At 71.9% G+C, this 16,784-nt stretch carries 16 protein-coding genes; 9 read left to right on the forward strand and 7 right to left on the reverse strand.

Translation table 11 applies throughout. The annotated features are described in order from the left end of the window. Nucleotides 1-36: 36 nt before the first annotated feature. From HNR40_RS36050 to HNR40_RS36075, 6 genes are all read right to left on the reverse strand, one after another. Complete coding sequence (locus HNR40_RS36050) at nt 37-1,128, reverse strand: S-methyl thiohydantoin desulfurase family protein (protein WP_184969445.1); 1,092 nt, start codon at nt 1,126-1,128, stop codon at nt 37-39. Further along, nucleotides 1,113-2,699: a hydantoinase/oxoprolinase N-terminal domain-containing protein gene (locus HNR40_RS36055; RefSeq protein WP_184969447.1), complete on the reverse strand. Its 1,587-nt coding sequence runs from the start codon at nt 2,697-2,699 to the stop codon at nt 1,113-1,115. The genes HNR40_RS36050 and HNR40_RS36055 overlap by 16 nt, the downstream gene beginning before the upstream one ends. A gap of 46 nt (nt 2,700-2,745) precedes the next feature. Beyond that, nucleotides 2,746-4,080 carry a purine-cytosine permease family protein gene (locus HNR40_RS36060; protein ID WP_184969449.1) on the reverse strand — a complete coding sequence of 445 codons (1,335 nt, stop codon included), beginning with the start codon at nt 4,078-4,080 and terminating at the stop codon, nt 2,746-2,748. Between the two features lie 218 nt (nt 4,081-4,298). Then, a complete protein-coding gene (locus tag HNR40_RS36065) occupies nt 4,299-4,796 on the reverse strand; it encodes a BP74-related protein (RefSeq protein WP_246509796.1) in 498 nt (165 codons plus the stop codon). Between the two features lie 146 nt (nt 4,797-4,942). Beyond that, on the reverse strand, nt 4,943-5,365 hold the full coding sequence (locus tag HNR40_RS36070) for a hypothetical protein (protein WP_184969451.1): 423 nt from the start codon (nt 5,363-5,365) through the stop codon (nt 4,943-4,945). 118 nt (nt 5,366-5,483) lie between these two features. Further along, entirely contained in the window at nt 5,484-6,209 is a 726-nt protein-coding gene (locus tag HNR40_RS36075) for an NADPH-dependent F420 reductase (RefSeq protein ID WP_184969453.1), read from the reverse strand. A gap of 26 nt (nt 6,210-6,235) precedes the next feature. Between HNR40_RS36075 and HNR40_RS36080 the strand changes: the two genes are divergently transcribed. The 3 genes from HNR40_RS36080 (at nt 6,236) to HNR40_RS36090 (ending at nt 10,611) form a co-directional block, all read left to right on the forward strand. Further along, nucleotides 6,236-6,598 carry a winged helix-turn-helix transcriptional regulator gene (locus tag HNR40_RS36080; protein WP_184969455.1) on the forward strand — a complete coding sequence of 121 codons (363 nt, stop codon included), beginning with the start codon at nt 6,236-6,238 and terminating at the stop codon, nt 6,596-6,598. Between the two features lie 72 nt (nt 6,599-6,670). Then, a complete protein-coding gene (locus tag HNR40_RS36085) occupies nt 6,671-10,033 on the forward strand; it encodes an ATP-binding protein (RefSeq protein WP_184969457.1) in 3,363 nt (1,120 codons plus the stop codon). A gap of 83 nt (nt 10,034-10,116) precedes the next feature. Continuing rightward, entirely contained in the window at nt 10,117-10,611 is a 495-nt protein-coding gene (locus HNR40_RS36090) for a hypothetical protein (RefSeq protein WP_184969459.1), read from the forward strand. A gap of 50 nt (nt 10,612-10,661) precedes the next feature. Here HNR40_RS36090 and HNR40_RS36095 read toward each other — a convergent pair whose 3' ends face one another. Further along, the gene (locus tag HNR40_RS36095) at nt 10,662-10,946 is read right to left on the reverse strand and encodes a hypothetical protein (protein WP_184969461.1); all 285 of its coding nucleotides are present in this window, start codon (nt 10,944-10,946) and stop codon (nt 10,662-10,664) included. A gap of 129 nt (nt 10,947-11,075) precedes the next feature. Between HNR40_RS36095 and HNR40_RS36100 the strand changes: the two genes are divergently transcribed. From HNR40_RS36100 to HNR40_RS36125, 6 genes are all read left to right on the forward strand, one after another. Further along, nucleotides 11,076-12,002: an SMP-30/gluconolactonase/LRE family protein gene (locus tag HNR40_RS36100; protein ID WP_184969463.1), complete on the forward strand. Its 927-nt coding sequence runs from the start codon at nt 11,076-11,078 to the stop codon at nt 12,000-12,002. Nucleotides 12,003-12,500: 498 nt separating this feature from the next. Then, complete coding sequence (locus HNR40_RS36105; RefSeq protein WP_184969465.1) at nt 12,501-13,091, forward strand: TetR/AcrR family transcriptional regulator; 591 nt, start codon at nt 12,501-12,503, stop codon at nt 13,089-13,091. A gap of 75 nt (nt 13,092-13,166) precedes the next feature. After that, complete coding sequence (locus tag HNR40_RS36110; RefSeq protein ID WP_184969467.1) at nt 13,167-14,213, forward strand: ABC transporter substrate-binding protein; 1,047 nt, start codon at nt 13,167-13,169, stop codon at nt 14,211-14,213. Further along, on the forward strand, nt 14,210-15,040 hold the full coding sequence (locus tag HNR40_RS36115) for an ABC transporter permease (protein ID WP_221341255.1): 831 nt from the start codon (nt 14,210-14,212) through the stop codon (nt 15,038-15,040). The genes HNR40_RS36110 and HNR40_RS36115 overlap by 4 nt, the downstream gene beginning before the upstream one ends. Beyond that, entirely contained in the window at nt 15,037-15,813 is a 777-nt protein-coding gene (locus tag HNR40_RS36120) for an ABC transporter permease (RefSeq protein ID WP_184969471.1), read from the forward strand. Before HNR40_RS36115 ends, HNR40_RS36120 begins: the two co-directional genes overlap by 4 nt. Next, the gene (locus HNR40_RS36125; protein WP_184969473.1) at nt 15,810-16,781 is read left to right on the forward strand and encodes an ABC transporter ATP-binding protein; all 972 of its coding nucleotides are present in this window, start codon (nt 15,810-15,812) and stop codon (nt 16,779-16,781) included. The genes HNR40_RS36120 and HNR40_RS36125 overlap by 4 nt, the downstream gene beginning before the upstream one ends. The last annotated feature ends 3 nt before the right edge of the window (nt 16,782-16,784 follow it).

A 16,784-nucleotide genomic window follows, 5' to 3' on the forward strand; every position in this document is an offset into this window, starting at 1 on the left:
CCGCCGGAGCCGCGCGGGAGCGGCTCCGGCGGCTGATCACAGGTCTTCCAGCGGGACGTACGCGTCGGGCAGCCCGAATCCGGCCGGGCCGAAGCAGGCCAGGGCTTCCGGGGTGCGCATGATCGGCGGGGTGGAGATGCCGTAGACGGTCAGGCGCTGGCCGTAGGCGAGGGATTCGGTGGGGATGGGCGCGCCGGACTCGGTGTTGAGGGTGCAGATGAGGTCGGGGACGATCGCCACCATCGTGCCGTTGCGGCGGGCGACGAGGTGTTCGTTCTGGAAGGTGATCTCCAGGACGTCGCCGGGGTCGCCGGTCGCCTCCAGCCTGGCCCTGCCGCGGGCGAAGCCGTCCACGGTGCGGCGTTCGACGTCGACGACCTTGCCCTGGAACAGGACGGTGCCGAGGCTGTAGATCGTGCCGGCGAGCATCTTGGTGAGGGCGTCGAAGGGGTCGGCGTGGGTGACGCGGGCCTCGCGCAACGTCTCGCCGATGCGGCGGCAGAGCGTCAGCGTGCCGTGCACGGAGGTACGCCGGACGTCGGCCGTGTCCATCGGGTAGTCGCTGATGTAGGAGGCGCCGCCCATCTGGATGGTCAGCGCGCGGGCGAGCTGCTCCATGCGCTTGTTGTCGCCGGCGGTGATGATGGCGGTGTCGCCGTGGTCGGAGGCGATGGCCATGGGCGAGCCGGACACGCCCAGCACGCCGAAGGTCTGCATCTGGAGCTCCGGGAAGGCGCGTCCCATGCCGTCGGCGTCGACGACGGGCAGGCCGAGCTGGGCGGCGAGCATGAGCGGGATCATGCTGTTCAGGCCGCCGCACTCGGTCGGCATGACGGCGTGCGCCGTACGCCCGAGATGCTCTTCCAGGGCGCGGAACGCGGCCGCGTTGCCGTCGCCGGACGGGAGCTTCTCCACGAACACCGTCGGCGCGCCCATCATCGACGACGGCAGCACGAGCGCGCCGTCGGGCAGCTCGTCGGCGCCGATGATGTGCACGGTACGGCCCGCCGCCATTTCCTTCTCCACCAGGAGCCGCCCGATGTAGGGATCACCACCGCCGCCGGTGCCCAGGACGGCGGCGCCTTCGGCCAGGTCGTGCAGGCCCTGCGGGGTCAGGTCGTAGCCCACTGGGGCGCCTCCTTCGGGGTGCGGCCGAGGTCGAGGTCGCCGACGGCGCGGACGATGACGCGCACGGCGTTGCCCGGCAGGTAGTTGACGTGGATCTCGTCCACGTGCACGACCTGGACGCTGGCGGGTGCGGCTCCGGCCGAGACGGCCAGTTCGATCGCCTCGGCACGGGCCTGGTCGAGAACGTCTTCGCGGGTGAGCTGGGGGCCGGTGACGAACAGGCGGTCGACCTCGCCGCCGATCTGGCCGATGGCGGCGCCGATGGCGTTGGCGACGCCGTAGTGCTCGGGGATGCGCACTTCGGGCACGCCGGGCAGTTCCGGCGGCATGAGGATGCTGCCGCCGCCCACGATCACGACGGGCAGCGGCTCGGCGCTCAGCCGCATCTGGTCGACGAGACCCGCCACCCGATCGGCCATCCACGCCACTCCGCGCCGGACCAGATCCCGGTCCACCCGGCTGACCAGCGCCGGGTCGCCGAGGTCCGCCAGTCCCGCGGCGACGGCCAGGTCGGTGGCGGTGAGGGTGCCGCCGCCGAAGACCAGCGCCTCCTCGGTGAGCCGGTAGCCGACCGAGTCGGGGCCGATCCGCAGGCCGGGGTCGAGGGTGACGCGGCTGCCGCCGCCCAGGCCGACGGAGACGACGTCGGGCATGCGGAAGTTGGTGCGTACCCCCGCGATGTCCACGTCGGTGCTGGCCTGACGTGGGTAGCCGCCGGTCAGCACGCCGACGTCGGCGGTGGTGCCGCCGATGTCGACCACGGCGGCGTCGGTGACGTCGGCCAGGAAGGCGGCGCCCCGCATGCTGTTGGTGGGGCCGCTGGCGAAGGTCCGCACCGGGTATCTGCGCGTGTACTCGGCGTCCATGAGGGTGCCGTCGTTCTGCGACAGGAACAGCGGCGCGCGCACCCCGACGGCGGTGAGCGCGCCGGTGAAGGCGTCGACGATCTCGTCGGCCAGGTCGAGCAGGCAGGCGTTGACGATCGTGGCCGACTCCCGTTCCAGCAGCCGGATGCGGCCGATCTGGTGCGACAGGCTCACCCGCAGGTGCGGCAGTTCGGCGCGCAGGAGGTCCGCGGCGGTCAGTTCCGCCTCGGCGGTGACGGGCGAGAAGACCGAGCTGATCGCCACCGTGGTGATGTCGTGGGCGGCCAGGTCGGCGGCGGCCCGCTTGAGCTCGTCGGGGTCCAGCGGGGAGATGGGCCGGCCGTCGACCTCGTGCCCGCCGTGACACAGGTGCACGCTCGGGCGGATGGCCGCGATCAGCTCGGCCGGCCAGTCGGAGGTGGGTGGCAGCGCGGCGGTCGCGGGCAGCGCCAGCCGTACCACTCCGGTGCGGGCCAGGCGGCGGCGGGTGACGAGCGCGTTGGTGAAGTGGGTGGTGCCGATCATGACGGCGGTGACCTGGCCGCGGTCGAGGTTGTGGCTGTCCAGCAGGTCGGTCAGGGCCGTGACGACGCCGCGGGTCACGTCGGCGGTCGTCGCCGTCTTGATCGTGGCCACGACGTTCATGGCCGGATCGAGGAGGACGGCGTCGGTGTGGGTGCCGCCCACGTCGATGCCTATGCGCACGGTGCGGTGCTCCTGTCTGTGGGAAGGCCGGGGTACGGCGCCGCGATCATGCCGCGGATGCCCGGTTGGAGCCGGTCAGCCCTGCCTTGCCGGCCAGGGCGTACAGGACGAAGGCGGCCAGCAGCGCGTTGAGCGCCGGGATGCCCCAGGTGACGTAGTGGCCGATGAGGGCGGCGGCCACCCAGACGGCCAGCGCCGCGGGCACCCAGCCGGGCGAGCGCGCGGGCAGGACGCCCTGCTCGCGGGAGGTGTCGAGGGCGGCCCGCCAGGTGCGGACGACGTAGTACTCGGCCACCATGATCCCGGCGATCGGCGGGATCGCCACGCCGAGCAGGATGAGGAAGCCGACCAGGTGGTCGGCCATGCCGAGGGCGGCCAGCGCGGTGCCGACCACGCCGAGCCCGACGGTGACCGCGGCCCGCCCGGCCTTGAGGCCGAACGCGGTGTAGAGGGTGTTGGTGACGCCCAGACTGGCGGCGTACAGGTTCCAGTCGTTGACCTTCGCCGTCGCGGTGATCAGCACGAGGACGCCGACCGTGCCGGAGGTCGTGGTGACGATGGTGACGACGTCGCCGGTACGCAGCGCGTGCGCCAGCAGGACGCCGACGAGCGCGAGCACGTACTCGCCGAGGGAGATGCCGAGCACAGTCTGCTTGACGACGTCGGCGGCGTTGCGGTTGAAGCGGCACATGTCCGGCGAGATGACCGCGCCGACGATGAAGCCTCCCGCTACCAGGGTCGCGCCCTGGGCCAGGCTCATCGCCGGGCCCGCCGGGCTGGAGGCGATGAGCTCGCCGAGCGGCCGCTGGGCCAGTTCGACCGCGATCGCCCAGCCGGCCAGCGCCAGGAACGCCGGGACGGTGATCCAGGCGGTCCAGGCCATGCCGGCGAAGCCGTGCACCACGATCGCGGTGATGACCAGGCCGCCGACGATCGCCCAGATCCACGCCGGTGAGCCGCCGAGCAGGCCGGAGACGCCCCGGGCGAGCACGGCGGTCTGCACGCCGAACCAGCCGAGCAGCGCGGTGGCGATGACCAGGCCGACCAGGCCGGAGCCGTACCGGCCGAAACCGGCCCAGCGCGCCAGCAGGCTGGTCGACAGGCCCTCGCGCATCCCGGCGATGCCGAGCGCGATCGCGACCAGTTCCAGGATGGCGGCGCCCAGGGTGACGGCCAGCACGGCCTGCCAGAACGTCATGCCGAGACCGAGGGTGGCGCCCAGCAAGAACTGCGACAGGGCGCTGAGCAGGCCGAAGCGCTGGACGGCGATGGTCATCCAGCCGTAGCGGGCCGACGCGGGGACGCGCTCGAGGGCGTAGTCCTCGCGGGCCAGGCCGGTGTCGGGGGGTAAGGCCGCCTCAGCGGTTGGGGGGTGCGACATCGGGGATCCCTTCCGGGTGATGTGCCAGCGGATATGCCGACGCTAGAGAAGAGATCGCGATATCAAAAGAGGCACTTCGTCCGGGAGCGTTCCGGATTGGCGGCGATCTTTGGAAAAGTGCGGGACGCCCGCCCCACGCGGCGCCGCCCTCGTCGCGGAGTCGTGTGCGGCGGGCCCGTCCGATGGGCTACGCACCGGCTATCGGCCGGCCGGGCGGTTCACGATCGCAGTTCGCGGACCAGCCGGGAGGTCCAGGGGCACCACACGCAGCCGGGCAGGAACGCGCCGCAAGCCTCGTCGAGGTGGTCCTCGGTGAAGGGGATCGTGGAGTCGCAGACCTCGATGGCCACCTCGAAGAAGTCGATCGTGGCGGGGTCGTAGTGGAAGCTCCAGCCCGGGTTGTAGGGCGCCGGCCGCTTGATGATCCGGCCTATGGCGTGGACCCGGTGCGTCTCCTCACCGCTGAGGATCTTGCGGGCGTGCGCGATCTTGGCGGGGTCGGTGAGCTGGAAGACGAACCTGGCGCCGGTGACGTCCGTCATCTCGAAGTAGGCCGGTGCGGCCGCGCGTACCTGAGACTGCTTGGCGAGGACGGGGGTCTTGGCACACACGGCCGCGGCCGTCGCGGTGGTGGGGATGGCGACGACCGCCAGTCCGATCATCGCGGCCAGGACGGCCACGCCGGCCCGGCGGGCCGCAGAGAGAAGCTTCGTCATCGGGGATGCTGCTCCTTCGCAGATCAGGGCCCTCGACGATGAGGGCCCACCACCGCACAGCCTCTCTCTTCCCCAGGTCATCCCCAAGACCTTTGGTAACAGTTCTCACCTGAATGACTACAGAGTGTAGCCGTTCGGATGGGCGCTTACTTGATGAGCCAGAGCTTCTGGCCGCAGTTGGCGGTCTTGCCCGCCCAGCAGGTGTAGGTGAACAGCTTCTTGATGCCGCGCAGCTCGAAGTGGCGGGTGCCGGTGGTGCCGTCCCACGCGGTGACGCGGCTCTTCCAGTGGCCGTTCTTCTGGTAGCGGAACCAGGCGTAGCCCTTCTTGCCGCCGACCTTGTCGAAGCCCTTCCAGCTGACGCGCCACGCGCCGGGGCCGGTCTTCTGGACGACGCCGCGGGTGTAGGCCTTGCCGTCGCTGGAGAACAGGTTCTTCCAGCCCACGATGCCCGACTGACTCTGGGCGGCGGTGGCGGTGGCCGTGCTCTGCGCGTTGGCGGCGGGCGCCATGGCCAGACCGGCGGCGATCGAACCGGCGATGGCGGTGGCGGCGAGAAGCTTACGCATGATTCCTGACTCCCATCAGTGGTGGTGCCGGTGTTGTCCGGCAACGCAAAACTTAGGAAGGATCCAGGAGGGTATCCGCGTACAAATCCACATATAGCGAGAGAACTTCCTTGCGCCTTCACGGTGAGGGCAGGCGCGGTATGGCGGAGCCGGGGTCGGTGCCCGCGAAGGCCAGCCCGATGACGAAGCCCGCGACCTCCTCAAGCTGGCGCGCACGCTCCAGCGGCCCCAGCACGGCCGGGACTCCGCCGACATCCCTGACCAGGTCGCCGACCACGCGCAGCGCCTCCGGATCGTCCCCGCACATCGCCACCGTGACAGGGGGTTCGCCACCGGCGTGAGTCCACTGGGCCGAGGGAAAGACGTTGAGGGCCTTCACCACGTGCGCGCCGGGAGACAGCCCGGCGATCCGTTGTGCCATCGACTCGCCGGGTCCCGGCAGCAGCACACCCACGCCGTGCTCGACGGCGTTCGTCGGATCGATCAACGGGGTTCCGGCCAGCGACCCGTCGGCCGCGCCCGCGCCGCGCAGCATCTCCTCGGCGCCCTGCCAGGACACCGCGAGCAGCACGGCGTCACGATCCTCGACGGCCTGGCGGGGCGGGACCGCGCGGGCTCCCCCGCCCAGCCGCTCGGCGAGCTCCCGCGCCTTGGACGGCGATCGCCCCGCGACGGTCAGCTCGTGCCCGGCGCGTGCCCAGCCTTCGCCGAGCGCCGCCGCCATCGTTCCGGTGCCCAGAATTCCGATGCGCATCCGCGCACTCCTCTCCTGTCGGTCTCTCAGCGAGGTCCACGGTAGAGAAGCCGTTACGCACCGCCGGGTGTGTAATGGACAGGCGATCATGCGTGGGCGGGAGGAGGGGTCCGGACATGGATCAAGATGAGTTCCTTGCGGATTGCCGGGTGCGTGCGGTCACCGACCTGTTCGTCCACACCTGGGACCCGGTGGTCATGGCGGCTCTGGCCTCCGGGCCGCTGCGCCGGCGCGATCTGCGCCTCACCATCGGCGGCATCAGGGACAAGGTGCTCACGGACGCGCTGCATCGCCTGCTCGCCAACGGGCTGATCGACCGCCGGGCGCACGCCGAAGCGCCGCCGAGGGTCGAGTACGCCCTGAGCGACCTGGGACGGAGCCTGTTCGACGGCCCGATCCAGGCGCTCGGGCAGTGGGCGCTCGAGCACGGCGACCGGCTTCTCGACGCCCAGGAGAGGTCCGCTATGACGCGGTCATGACTCCGCCCGTCATCCGTACGCCGCCTGCTGACGAAGAGTTCGCGACGGTGTCGGATGGGGAGGCACGCGGCGATGCGCTTTCGGATGCTGGGGCCGCTACGGGTCCGCAGCGACAGCCGGTGGGTACGGGTGGCCGCCCAGCAGCAACGGGTGGTCCTGGCGGTCCTGCTGGTCGAGGCCGGTCGGGTGGTGAGCACGGACCGGCTGGTGGACGCCGTCTGGGGCGAGCGGCCGCCGAGGACGGCGGTCAACACGATCGCCGCCTACGTCACGCGGTTGCGGCGGCTGGTGGGCGGTGACGCCCTGGCCGGGCGGCGGCGCGGGTACGAGCTGATCGTCGGTGACGACGGCGACATCGACGCGTTGGTGTTCGAACGCGGCGTGGCCTCGGGCCGGCGCGAGCTGGAGGCGGGGCGGCTCGACAGCGCCGTCGCGGGGCTCGGCCGGGCGCTGGCGATGTGGCAGGTCCCCGAGCCGGTGCTGGCGGACGTGCCGCCCACCCGGTGGGTCGAGGCGCGGGCGAGCGAGCTGGAACACCTGCGGCAATGTGCCGTGGAAGACCATGCCGGCGCCCGGGTACGGCTGGGCCGCCACACCGACCTCGTCGACGAACTCGATCGCCTGGTGCGGCAGAACCCGCTGCGGGAACGGCGCTGGGCCCTGCTGATGACCGCCCTGGACCGGTGCGGGCGGCGGGCGGAAGCGCTGGAGACCTACGAGCGGGCCCGCCGCGTCCTGGAGTCCGAGCCGGGGCCGCGGCTGCGGGAGCTCCGGCAGGCGATCCTGATGAGCGACGACGTGGCCGCGCCGTCCGGGTATGCCGAACAGAGGCGCTGGCCGTTCGTGGGGCGGGACGGCGAGCTGGACACCATCCAGGCGTGCCTGCGGCTCGGGGCCGCCGGGGGCGTGGTCGTCTCGGGCCCGGCCGGGATCGGCAAGACCCGGCTGGCCCAGGAGATGCTGGCGCTGGCCCAGGCCTCGGGGCACCGTACCGAGTGGGTGGCGGCGACGGGCGCGCTGGCCTCGATCCCGTTCGGCGCGGTGGCCGGCCTCCTGCCCGCCGGGCAGGTCCCCGAGGACCGGGGAGTGCCGGTGCTGGCCGCGGCGGCCGCGCGGCTGCGCGAGCACGGCCCGGCCCGGCGCGTGGTCATCGGCGTCGACGACGCGCACCTGCTCGACCCGGGCTCGGCCGCGCTCATCGGGCATCTCGTGGCCCAGCGGCTGGCGTTCGCGATCGTCACCTGCCGCGCGGGAGCGCCCGTGCCCGACACGATCACCGCGCTGTGGAAGGACGGCCAGGCGCCGTGGATCGACCTGGTGAGCCTGCCGGCGGCCGCCGTGGACCGGCTGCTCGACCACACGCTCGACGGGGACATCGACGGCGTCACCCGGCGCTGGCTGCGCGACCTGGCCGACGGCAACCCCCTCGCGCTGCGCGAGCTGCTGTCGACCGCACTCGCCGGCCGTACCCTGCGACAACGGCACGGCGTGTGGCGCCTGTCCGGCGACTACCGCCCCCAGGGCGCGCTCCAGCAGCTGCTCGCCGAGCGCCTGCGCCCGCTCGGCCCGCGGACCCCGGTCGTGCTCGAACTGCTGGCGTGCGGCGAGCCGCTCCCCCTGACGCTGCTGGCCCGGCTGGCCGATCCGGCCTCGATCGACGAGGCCGAGGCCCACGGGCTGGCCGTGTCGGAGCGGGTGGGCGACCGTGTTCAGGTACGGCTGGCGCACCCGCTCTACGGCGAGGTGCTGCGCGCCCGGCTGCCGGCGGGACGCGCCAGGCAGCTGTGGTGGCGGCTGGCGAGCGCGCTGCTGGACACCCCGATGCGCCGCAGGGACGACCTGTTGCGGGCCGCGCTCTGGCAGGTCGAAGGCAGTGCGGTGGTACGCCCCGACGTCGTCAGGATCGGCGCCCGCCAAGCCGTCAACCGGGCGGATCTGGCCCTCGCCGAGCGGCTCGCCCGCGCCGCCCGGGACGCCGAGCCGTCCGTGGACGCCGACGCCCTGCTGGCCGAGGTGCTGGAGTACCGGGGGCGCAGCAGCGAGGCGGCGGCCGTACTGCAGGAGGAACCCCCGGACGGCGACGAGCTGCTGCCGTGGGCTCTCGCCCGCGCCGAGACCAGCTATTGGGGCCACGGCGACGCCTCCGCCGCCGAGCAGGCGCTGGATCTGCTGCGGGGCCGGCCGGGCGCGGATCTGGCGGAGGGGATCCGGTCGTGGATCCTGCTGTTCGACGGGCGCTGCGCGGCGGTGCTGGAGAGCGCGGACCGGCTGCTCGGCTCGGACCCGGCCTCGGCGAGCACCCAAGCTCGCATCTGGGTCGCCGCCGCTGCCACCGCTGCCACCGGCTTCCTCGGACGGCCCGCGACCGGCTACTACGAACGCGGCCTGGCCCTGGCCGAGGCGTACCAGGCGGAGATGCCGTGGGGCCTGGTCCAGCTCGGCGTCGCCCGGTCGCTGGCCTTTCTGGCATTGGGCGAGCCGGACGCCGCCTGGGAGGTCGCGGACGAGGGGTACCGGCAGGTGCTGTCCGGCCAGAGCCCGATGATGTCGGCCGGGCATGTCGGCTTCCGCGGTCTGGTCGAGTGTGCGCAGGGCCGACCGGCCGACGGCGACCGGTCGCTGCGGGAGGCGATCAACGCGCTGGACGGCCGCGACACCCTCCGGCTCACGCATCTGTTCCTGGCGGGGCTGGCCACCTCCGCCGCGTTGCGTGGGTCGGCGGGCGACGCGCGTACCTGGATGGACCGCGCGGACCGGGCCGGCAACGGGGCCAACCGGCTGTTCGCGCCGTGGGTCGTGCTGGGCAACGCCTGGACGCTGGCCGCAGAAGGGCGGCTCACCGATGCGGTGAACACCGCGAGATACGCCGCCGACCTGGCGCGGGGCACCGGACTGCCCTCCGTCGAGGCGGCCGCCCGCTACGACGTGCTGCGCCTCGGCGGAGACGGCGAACGCCACCGGCTCGACGAGCTCGCCACCGCCCTCGGCACCCCAATGAGCCACGCACTGGCGGACGCGGCGCGCGGGCTCAAACAGGCGGACGGCCAGGCGCTCTCGCAGGCCGCCGACGCCTTCGCCCGGCTCGGTCACCGCCTGCTCGCCGCCGAGACCGCGACCCGCGCGGTCCACGCCCACCGCGACGCCGGCCTGGCCGGCAAGGCGGCGCTGGCCCAGGAGCGGGCCGCCGCCCTGCGCGGGCGCTGCCCCGTCGCCGTCACTCCCCTGCTCGGCCACGAGCGCATCGCCGCCGTGCTCACCCGCCGCGAGCGCGAGGTGGCCCTGCTCGCCGCACGCCACAGCAGCCGCGCCATCGCCCAGCGCCTCGGACTGACGGTCGCGACGGTCAACAACAACCTCGCCCGCGTGTACGGCAAGCTCGGCATCGGCAACCGCGCCCAGCTCGCCGCCCTGCTCGGCATGGATCACCCCCACTGATCTATCGGCCGTCTCCGCCCGCGTCCTACGGTCCGGACCGTGACCGAACCACCCGGGTTCGGAGGAGCAAAGGAGCTGAAACCATGCGCCCCACCCGCCTTCGGTGGACCGCCGCTCTCGCGTTGATCACGACCACCGCCCTGCTGACCGGTGGCGCGGTGTCCTCGCCGGCCCTGGCCGACTGCCCCGCGCCGTCGTACGTCGGCATGTGGAAGAGCAACGACTCCGGCGGCCTCCGGCACGGCCCCGGCCATTCGCTCACCACGCTGGCGCCGGGCGGCGAGATCTTCATCAGCGCGTTCGATCTCGCCACCGACTTCGCCAACATCGCCCTCGGCGGCGACGTGGAGCCGGGCACCAACGCGGTCTACCAGCTCACCGGCACTGCATCCACGACCTGGACGACCAAGGTCGCGCGCAAGAACGGCGTCATCCACCACGACGACGAGATCAGGCTGTTCGGCACCAGCGTCCTCGCCGGCGGGCTCAACGTCGGCGTCACCGTGGACTTCACCGACGAGTGCAGCGACACCCGGCGGACGCTCTTCCTGGGGACGCTGAAGGTGACCGACGAGTAGGCCAGATGTGCCGGAGGCCGCCCCCCGGCCTCCGGCACCTCAGTGGCACCTCAGCCGGGCGCCTGGCGGCAGTCCTTGCCCGTCAGCGTGGTGCCCGCCAGCGTGGCGGTGTGGCACAGATGCGTCACCAGGCTGCCGCCCCCGGTGATGGTGACGTCGGTGGTGCCCGATCCGTGGCACATCAGGCCCCGCACCTCGTACCGCAGCCCGACCGGCGGGAACCTCGCCACCGACAGGCAGAAGTACGAGACGTCCGCCCGGGCGGGGACGGCCAGGCCCCCGGCCGGCACCACGACGGCGACGAGCAGCACAGCGAGACGTTGCAGAGCAGCCATGGACCGGACGCTAGGCCGCCGCGCCCGGCCGGGCCAGAGGCGTACCGCATCACCGCCGGTGCGTTCCTCACTTGCGCGCGCCGGTCGTTGATCTAGCGTGGGTGCCCAGACGATTGGAAAGGGCATCAGATGCTGCGAACCATCAGGCTCCTTTGCGCGATTGTCACCACGCTCGGCCTGGCCGTCGCCACGGGTGGTCCCGCCGGGGCGACCTCTTCTGACCGGAGGTATCCCGAGTCGATCTCCCTGCCCAACGGCTTCCGGCCCGAGGGCATCGCCATCGGCTCCGGCCCGTTCGCCTACCTGGGCTCGCTGGCCAACGGTTCCATCTACCGCGCCGACCTGCGTACCGGCCTCGGCTCGATCCTCAGCGAGGGCCCCGGCACCCCGTCCGTCGGCATGAAGCTCGACGAGCGCGGACGCCTGTTCGTGGCGGGCGGCACGGCCGGAGACGCCCGCGTCATCGACACCCGCACCGGCCGGGTCCTGGCCTCCTACCGGCTGTCCACCACACCCGCGTTCGTCAACGACGTCGTCCTCACCCGCGACGCCGCGTGGTTCACCGACTCCACCAACCCCGTGCTCTACAAGCTGTCCCTGCGTGGCGGACGGCTGCCCGCCGACGTGGTGCGGGTCCCGCTCACGGGAGATCTGGTGTACGGCACCGGCATCAACGCCAACGGCATCGCCGCCACCCCCGACGGCCGGGGCCTGATCATCGTGCAGTCGAACACCGGCGGCCTGTTCCGCGTGGACGGCTCCGGTGTCACCTCCAGGATCGACCTTCAGGGCGAGGCGCTGCCGCAGGGCGACGGCCTGCTGCTGCGCGGCCGGACCCTGTACGCGGTGCAGAACCGGATCAACACCGTGGCCGTCCTGCGGCTAAACGCTTCCGGGACCGAGGGCCGGGTGGTCCAGCGGGTGACCAGCGCTCTGTTCGACGTGCCTACCACGGTGGCCTCGTTCGGGTCCCGCCTGTACCTGCCCAACGCCCGCTTCACCACCCCGCCCGCCCCCGACACGACCTACAACGCCGTCTCCATCCCCCGCCCCTGACCCACCGACCGCGAACACACCCCGGCACACGTCACCACGTCCACATACGCGCCTCCGATCTCATGCGAGGTCGGAGGCGCCGCGCTCGGCCGGACCCGGTGCCGCTCTTGGCCAGACCCGGTGCTGCGCTCGACCGGGCCCCGTGCCGCTCTTGGCCAGACCCGGTGCCGCGCTCGGCGGAGGGGGCGCCGAAGCGGCCATGATGGCGGGCGCTGGTCACCGTGGCTCTGCCGCCGCCGGGAGGGGAACGGCGTAGCAGGGCGTGCGAGGGAACGGGTACTGGGCGTGCGGGAAACCAGGGCAGGACGTGCGAGGAAACCGGGGCAGGACGTGCGAGGGAACCGGGTGCTGGGCGTGTGGAACGGGGGGCCGGGCTTGCGGGGGAACGGGCCGGGGACGAGGGGTTGGGAATAACTGGTTAGTGGGCCAGTTATCTTTGCGATGACACCCCAACGGCTAGGGTGCGGGTGATCGCCGTAACGTTCCCAGGAGATGCCCATGCCACGTCCCAGCGTCGAGGCCGAGCGCCGCGCCCAGATCCTGCGGGCCACCTGCGAGGTGCTCGCAGAGGTGGGCCTGCGGGCGCTGCGCGTCTCCGACGTGGCGAAACGGGCCGGCACCAGCAACGGCACCGTGCACTACTACTTCGCCAACAAGCGCGAGGTGGTGCACGCCGCCTTCGACGACAACTTCACCCGCTCGATCGAACGCCGCCGCCCGATCTTCGACAGCGGTGAGGATCCGAAGGCGCGGCTCCGGGCGTTCGTCCGGTCGTATCTGCCGGACAGTCCGGAGACCGTACAGGCGTGGCGGGTGTGGATGGAGCTCTGGAGCGAGGCGCTGCGGGAGCCGGAGCTCCAGGATCTCAACGAGCGGGTCTACGGCGAGTGGCGGCGCATCGTGGCCGCGGTGATCCGGGACGGCCAGGCGCAGGGGATGCTGCGCGCCGGTGACGCGGTCGAACTGGCCAATCAGCTCATCGGCATGATCGACGGCCTGGCGATCCAGGTTCTGGTGGGCTCGCGGAGCATGACGGTGGCGCGCATGAGCGAGGTCTGCGACGCCTTCCTGCGCGATCTGGAGTCCTGACCCGTTGACATCCCGGGTGACGTGCGCCACAGTGCTCCATTAATAACTGGCTCGCCAGTCAACTATGGAGGCGGCATGTCGCGTCGGACTATGGTGGCCGCGGTGGCCGGCCTGCTGGCGCTCACCGCGTGCGGTGGCGGCTCGGGCGGTGCGGACGCCAAGGAGCTCACGGTCGTCATGTGGGGCGGCGACGACCAGAAGAGGTCCGTCGCCGCGTGGATCGAGCCGTGGGCCAAGAGCAAGGGCGTCACGGTCAAGCAGGACTCCCCCACCGACTACGCGAAGTTCCGGGCGCAGGTGGAGTCGAAGAAGGTCAGCTGGGGCGCGGTCGAGGTCGAGCCCAACTTCGCCGTCACCGCCTGCCAGAACGGCTGGGCGGTCAAGCTCGACAAGGCCAAGGTCGACACCTCGATGGTCAAGCCGGAGCTGGTCGGCGACTGCGCCGCCCCGGTGCTGGAGTACGCCTTCACCATCGCCTACAACACCAAGGCGTTCACCGCCGAGAACCACCCCAAGACCTGGGCCGAGTTCTTCGACACCGCGAAGTTCCCCGGCAAGCGCGGCTTCTGGAAGTACGCCACCGGCGCCATCTTCGAGGCCGCCCTCCTGGCCGACGGCGTTCCCAGGGACAAGCTCTACCCGCTCGACATCGACCGCGCCTTCCGCAAGCTCGACACCATCAAGAAGGACATCGTCTTCTACGAGACCGGCGAGCAGCAGCAACAGCTCATCTCCAGCGGCGAGACCCCGCTCATCCAGGCGTGGAACGGCCGGATCTTCGCCGCCGCCAAGGACGGCCAGCCGGTCGCCAACGAGTGGAACGAGCACTTCCTGTCCTACGACCAGCTCGTCATCCCCGCCGGATACCCGCGCGCCGACCTGGCGATGGAGTGGCTCAACCACTTCCTGTCCGACACCAAGGGCCAGGCCCAGTACGCCAACCAGGCCGCGTACGCGCCGGTCAACGACAAGGCGCTGCCGCTGGTCGATCCCCAGGTGCGCAAGGAGCTGCCGACCGACCCGGCGAACGCGAAGAAGCGGGCGGCGATCATCGATTACACCTACTGGGCCGCCAACTACGACAAGGTCACCGAGCGGTTCAACGAGTGGATGGCCAGGTGACGGCACTGCGCAGGCTCGGTGACGGGTGGGGGATGCTGGTCCTGCCGCTGGCGGCGTTCCTGCTGGTCGTGTTCGTCTACCCGCTCGCCTCGGTGCTGGCGCGCAGCCTCACCGACCCGGAGCCCGGCCTCGGCAACTACGCCGCGTTCTTCGACTCGCCCGTCTACCTGGACGTGCTGGGCAACACCTTCGTCACCGCCGGGCTGGTCACGCTGGTGACGTTGCTGCTCGGGTTCCCGTACGCGTACCTGATGACGGTGGCGCGGCCGTTCTGGCGGGGCGTGCTGATGGCGGCGGTGCTGGTGCCGTTCTGGACCAGCCTGCTGGTGCGCACGTTCGCGTGGGTGCTGCTACTGCGCGACACCGGCGTGGTCAACGCGCTCATCCCCGGCGAGCCGGTGCCGCTGCTGCGCAACCTCGCCGGCATCACGATCGGCATGGTCCAGGTGATGCTGCCGTTCGCGGTGCTGCCGATGTACGCGACGATGCGCGGCATCGACCGCCGCCTGCTGCGGGCCGCCGAAGGGCTCGGCGCCACGCCGGTCTTCGCGTTCTGGCGGGTGTACGCGCCGCTCGCGCTGCCGGGCGTGGCCGCCGCGCTGCTGCTGGTGTTCGTCTCCACGCTCGGCTTCTACGTCACGCCCGCGCTGCTCGGCGGGCCCAAGGACGTGATGATCGGCGAGCTGATCGTGCAACAGCTGTCCGGCGTGCTGCGCTGGGGCTTCGCCTCCGCGCTGGCCGTCATCCTGCTGCTGGTGACCGGGGCGCTGCTGCTGGTCGCCTCGCGGCTCGTCGACCTGCGCAAGATGATCGGCAGCGGCTCGTGAGGCCCGGCCGGATCGCGCTGTGGGTGCTGGCCGCGCTCACCGCCGTCTACCTGGTGCTGCCGGTCTTCATCGTGATCCCGACCTCGTTCTCGGCCAGCTCCTTCCTGGAGTTCCCGCCCAAGGAGTGGTCGGGGCGCTGGTACGAGAACTTCTTCACCGACCCGGTCTGGCTGGACAGCGCGCTGGCGAGCCTGCGCGTGGCCGTCCTGGTGACGTTGCTCTCCCTGGTCCTGGGTACGGCTGCCGCGCTCGGCATGGTCCGTGGCCGCTACCGGCTGCGGGCGCTGGTCTCCGGGCTGGTGATGGCCCCGGTGCTGGTGCCGTACGTGATCGTCGGGCTGGCGGTCTACGCGACCTTCCTGGAGCTGGGGCTGACCCAGACCACGCTCGGCTTCGTGCTCGTGCACACGGCGCTGGCGGTGCCGTACGTGGTGATCACGGTGTCCTCGTCGCTGGTCTCCTTCGACCGGCGGCTGGAGCAGGCGGCGATGAGCCTGGGCGCGGGGCCGGTCAGCACGTTCGCCAGGGTGACGCTGCCGCTGATCGCGCCGGGGCTGGCCGGTGGCGCGGTGTTCGCCTTCGTCACCTCCTTCGACGAGGTGGTGACCGGGGTGTTCCTGTCGGGGCCGGACCTGACGACGCTGCCGGTGCAGATGTGGTCGGGCGTGCGCGTGCAGATCGATCCGACGGTGGCGGCGGTCTCGACCATGTTGCTGCTGGTGACGCTGGCCGTGTTCGCCACCGCCGGGCTCTTGAGACGGAGGAAGTCATGACAGGCGCCGTGGACGTGCGGGCCGTGACCAAGCGGTATCCGGGCTCGCTCGCGCTGGACGAGGTGTCGCTGCACGTGGCGGCGGGCGAGTTCATGACGTTGCTGGGCAGCAGCGGGTCGGGCAAGTCGACGCTGCTCAACGTGGTCGCCGGGTTCACCGAGCCGACCTCGGGCAGCGTGCTCGTGGACGACGCCGACATCACCGGCGTGCCGCCGCACCGGCGCGAGCTCGGCATGGTCTTCCAGCACTACGCGCTCTTCCCGCACATGAACGTCTTCGAGAACGTCGCCTTCCCGCTACGCCGGCGCAAGGTCAGGGGCGCGGAGCTGCGCCGCCGGGTCGGCGACGCGCTGGAGGTGGTCGAGCTGGGCGCGCTCGGCGAGCGGCGGCCCGCCCAGCTGTCCGGCGGGCAGCAGCAGCGGGTGGCGCTGGCCCGCGCGATCGTCTTCCAGCCCCGGGTGCTGCTCATGGACGAGCCGCTCGGCGCGCTGGACAAGCGCCTGCGCGAGCAGCTCCAGCTGGAGATCAAGCGGCTGCACCGCGAGCTCGGCATCACCTTCGTCTTCGTCACCCACGACCAGGAGGAGGCGCTGACCATGTCCGACCGGGTCGCGCTGCTGCGCGAGGGCCGGATCGTGCAGGTCGGCACGCCGCAGGAGCTTTATGAGACGCCCGCCTCCCGGTACGTGGCCGAGTTCCTGGGCGAGTCCAACCTGCTGGACGAGGACGGCGGCCTGCTGCTGGTGCGCCCGCAGCACCTGCGGATCGGGCCGCCGGACGGCCCCGGCCTGCGGGCCGTGGTCCGCGAGGTGATCTACGTGGGCGGCGGGCTGCGCATCGAGGTCGAACGGCCCGGCGGGCAGCGCCTGGTCGCCCGAACCACCGTACGGCCGGAAGAGTTGCCACGCCCAGGCGACGAGGTCGTCGCGCACTGGAGCGAGCACGACAGCGTCAACGTCCCCGCATAGGAG

The organism is Nonomuraea endophytica, from assembly GCF_014203235.1.
In the GTDB taxonomy this organism is placed as follows: Bacteria; Actinomycetota; Actinomycetes; order Streptosporangiales; family Streptosporangiaceae; genus Nonomuraea; species Nonomuraea endophytica.

Bases quoted from the DNA above. Each gene is read 5' to 3' on its own strand.
- HNR40_RS36060 (WP_184969449.1), bottom strand. From the start codon at position 4,080: ATGTCGCACCCCCCAACCGCTGAGGCGGCCTTACCCCCCGACACCGGC.
- HNR40_RS36065 (WP_246509796.1), bottom strand. From the start codon at position 4,796: ATGACGAAGCTTCTCTCTGCGGCCCGCCGGGCCGGCGTGGCCGTCCTG.
- HNR40_RS36070 (WP_184969451.1), bottom strand. From the start codon at position 5,365: ATGCGTAAGCTTCTCGCCGCCACCGCCATCGCCGGTTCGATCGCCGCC.
- HNR40_RS36075 (WP_184969453.1), bottom strand. From the start codon at position 6,209: ATGATCGCCTGTCCATTACACACCCGGCGGTGCGTAACGGCTTCTCTA.
- HNR40_RS36080 (WP_184969455.1), top strand. From the start codon at position 6,236: ATGGATCAAGATGAGTTCCTTGCGGATTGCCGGGTGCGTGCGGTCACC.
- HNR40_RS36085 (WP_184969457.1), top strand. From the start codon at position 6,671: ATGCGCTTTCGGATGCTGGGGCCGCTACGGGTCCGCAGCGACAGCCGG.
- HNR40_RS36090 (WP_184969459.1), top strand. From the start codon at position 10,117: ATGCGCCCCACCCGCCTTCGGTGGACCGCCGCTCTCGCGTTGATCACG.
- HNR40_RS36095 (WP_184969461.1), bottom strand. From the start codon at position 10,946: ATGGCTGCTCTGCAACGTCTCGCTGTGCTGCTCGTCGCCGTCGTGGTG.
- HNR40_RS36100 (WP_184969463.1), top strand. From the start codon at position 11,076: ATGCTGCGAACCATCAGGCTCCTTTGCGCGATTGTCACCACGCTCGGC.
- HNR40_RS36105 (WP_184969465.1), top strand. From the start codon at position 12,501: ATGCCACGTCCCAGCGTCGAGGCCGAGCGCCGCGCCCAGATCCTGCGG.
- HNR40_RS36110 (WP_184969467.1), top strand. From the start codon at position 13,167: ATGTCGCGTCGGACTATGGTGGCCGCGGTGGCCGGCCTGCTGGCGCTC.
- HNR40_RS36125 (WP_184969473.1), top strand. From the start codon at position 15,810: ATGACAGGCGCCGTGGACGTGCGGGCCGTGACCAAGCGGTATCCGGGC.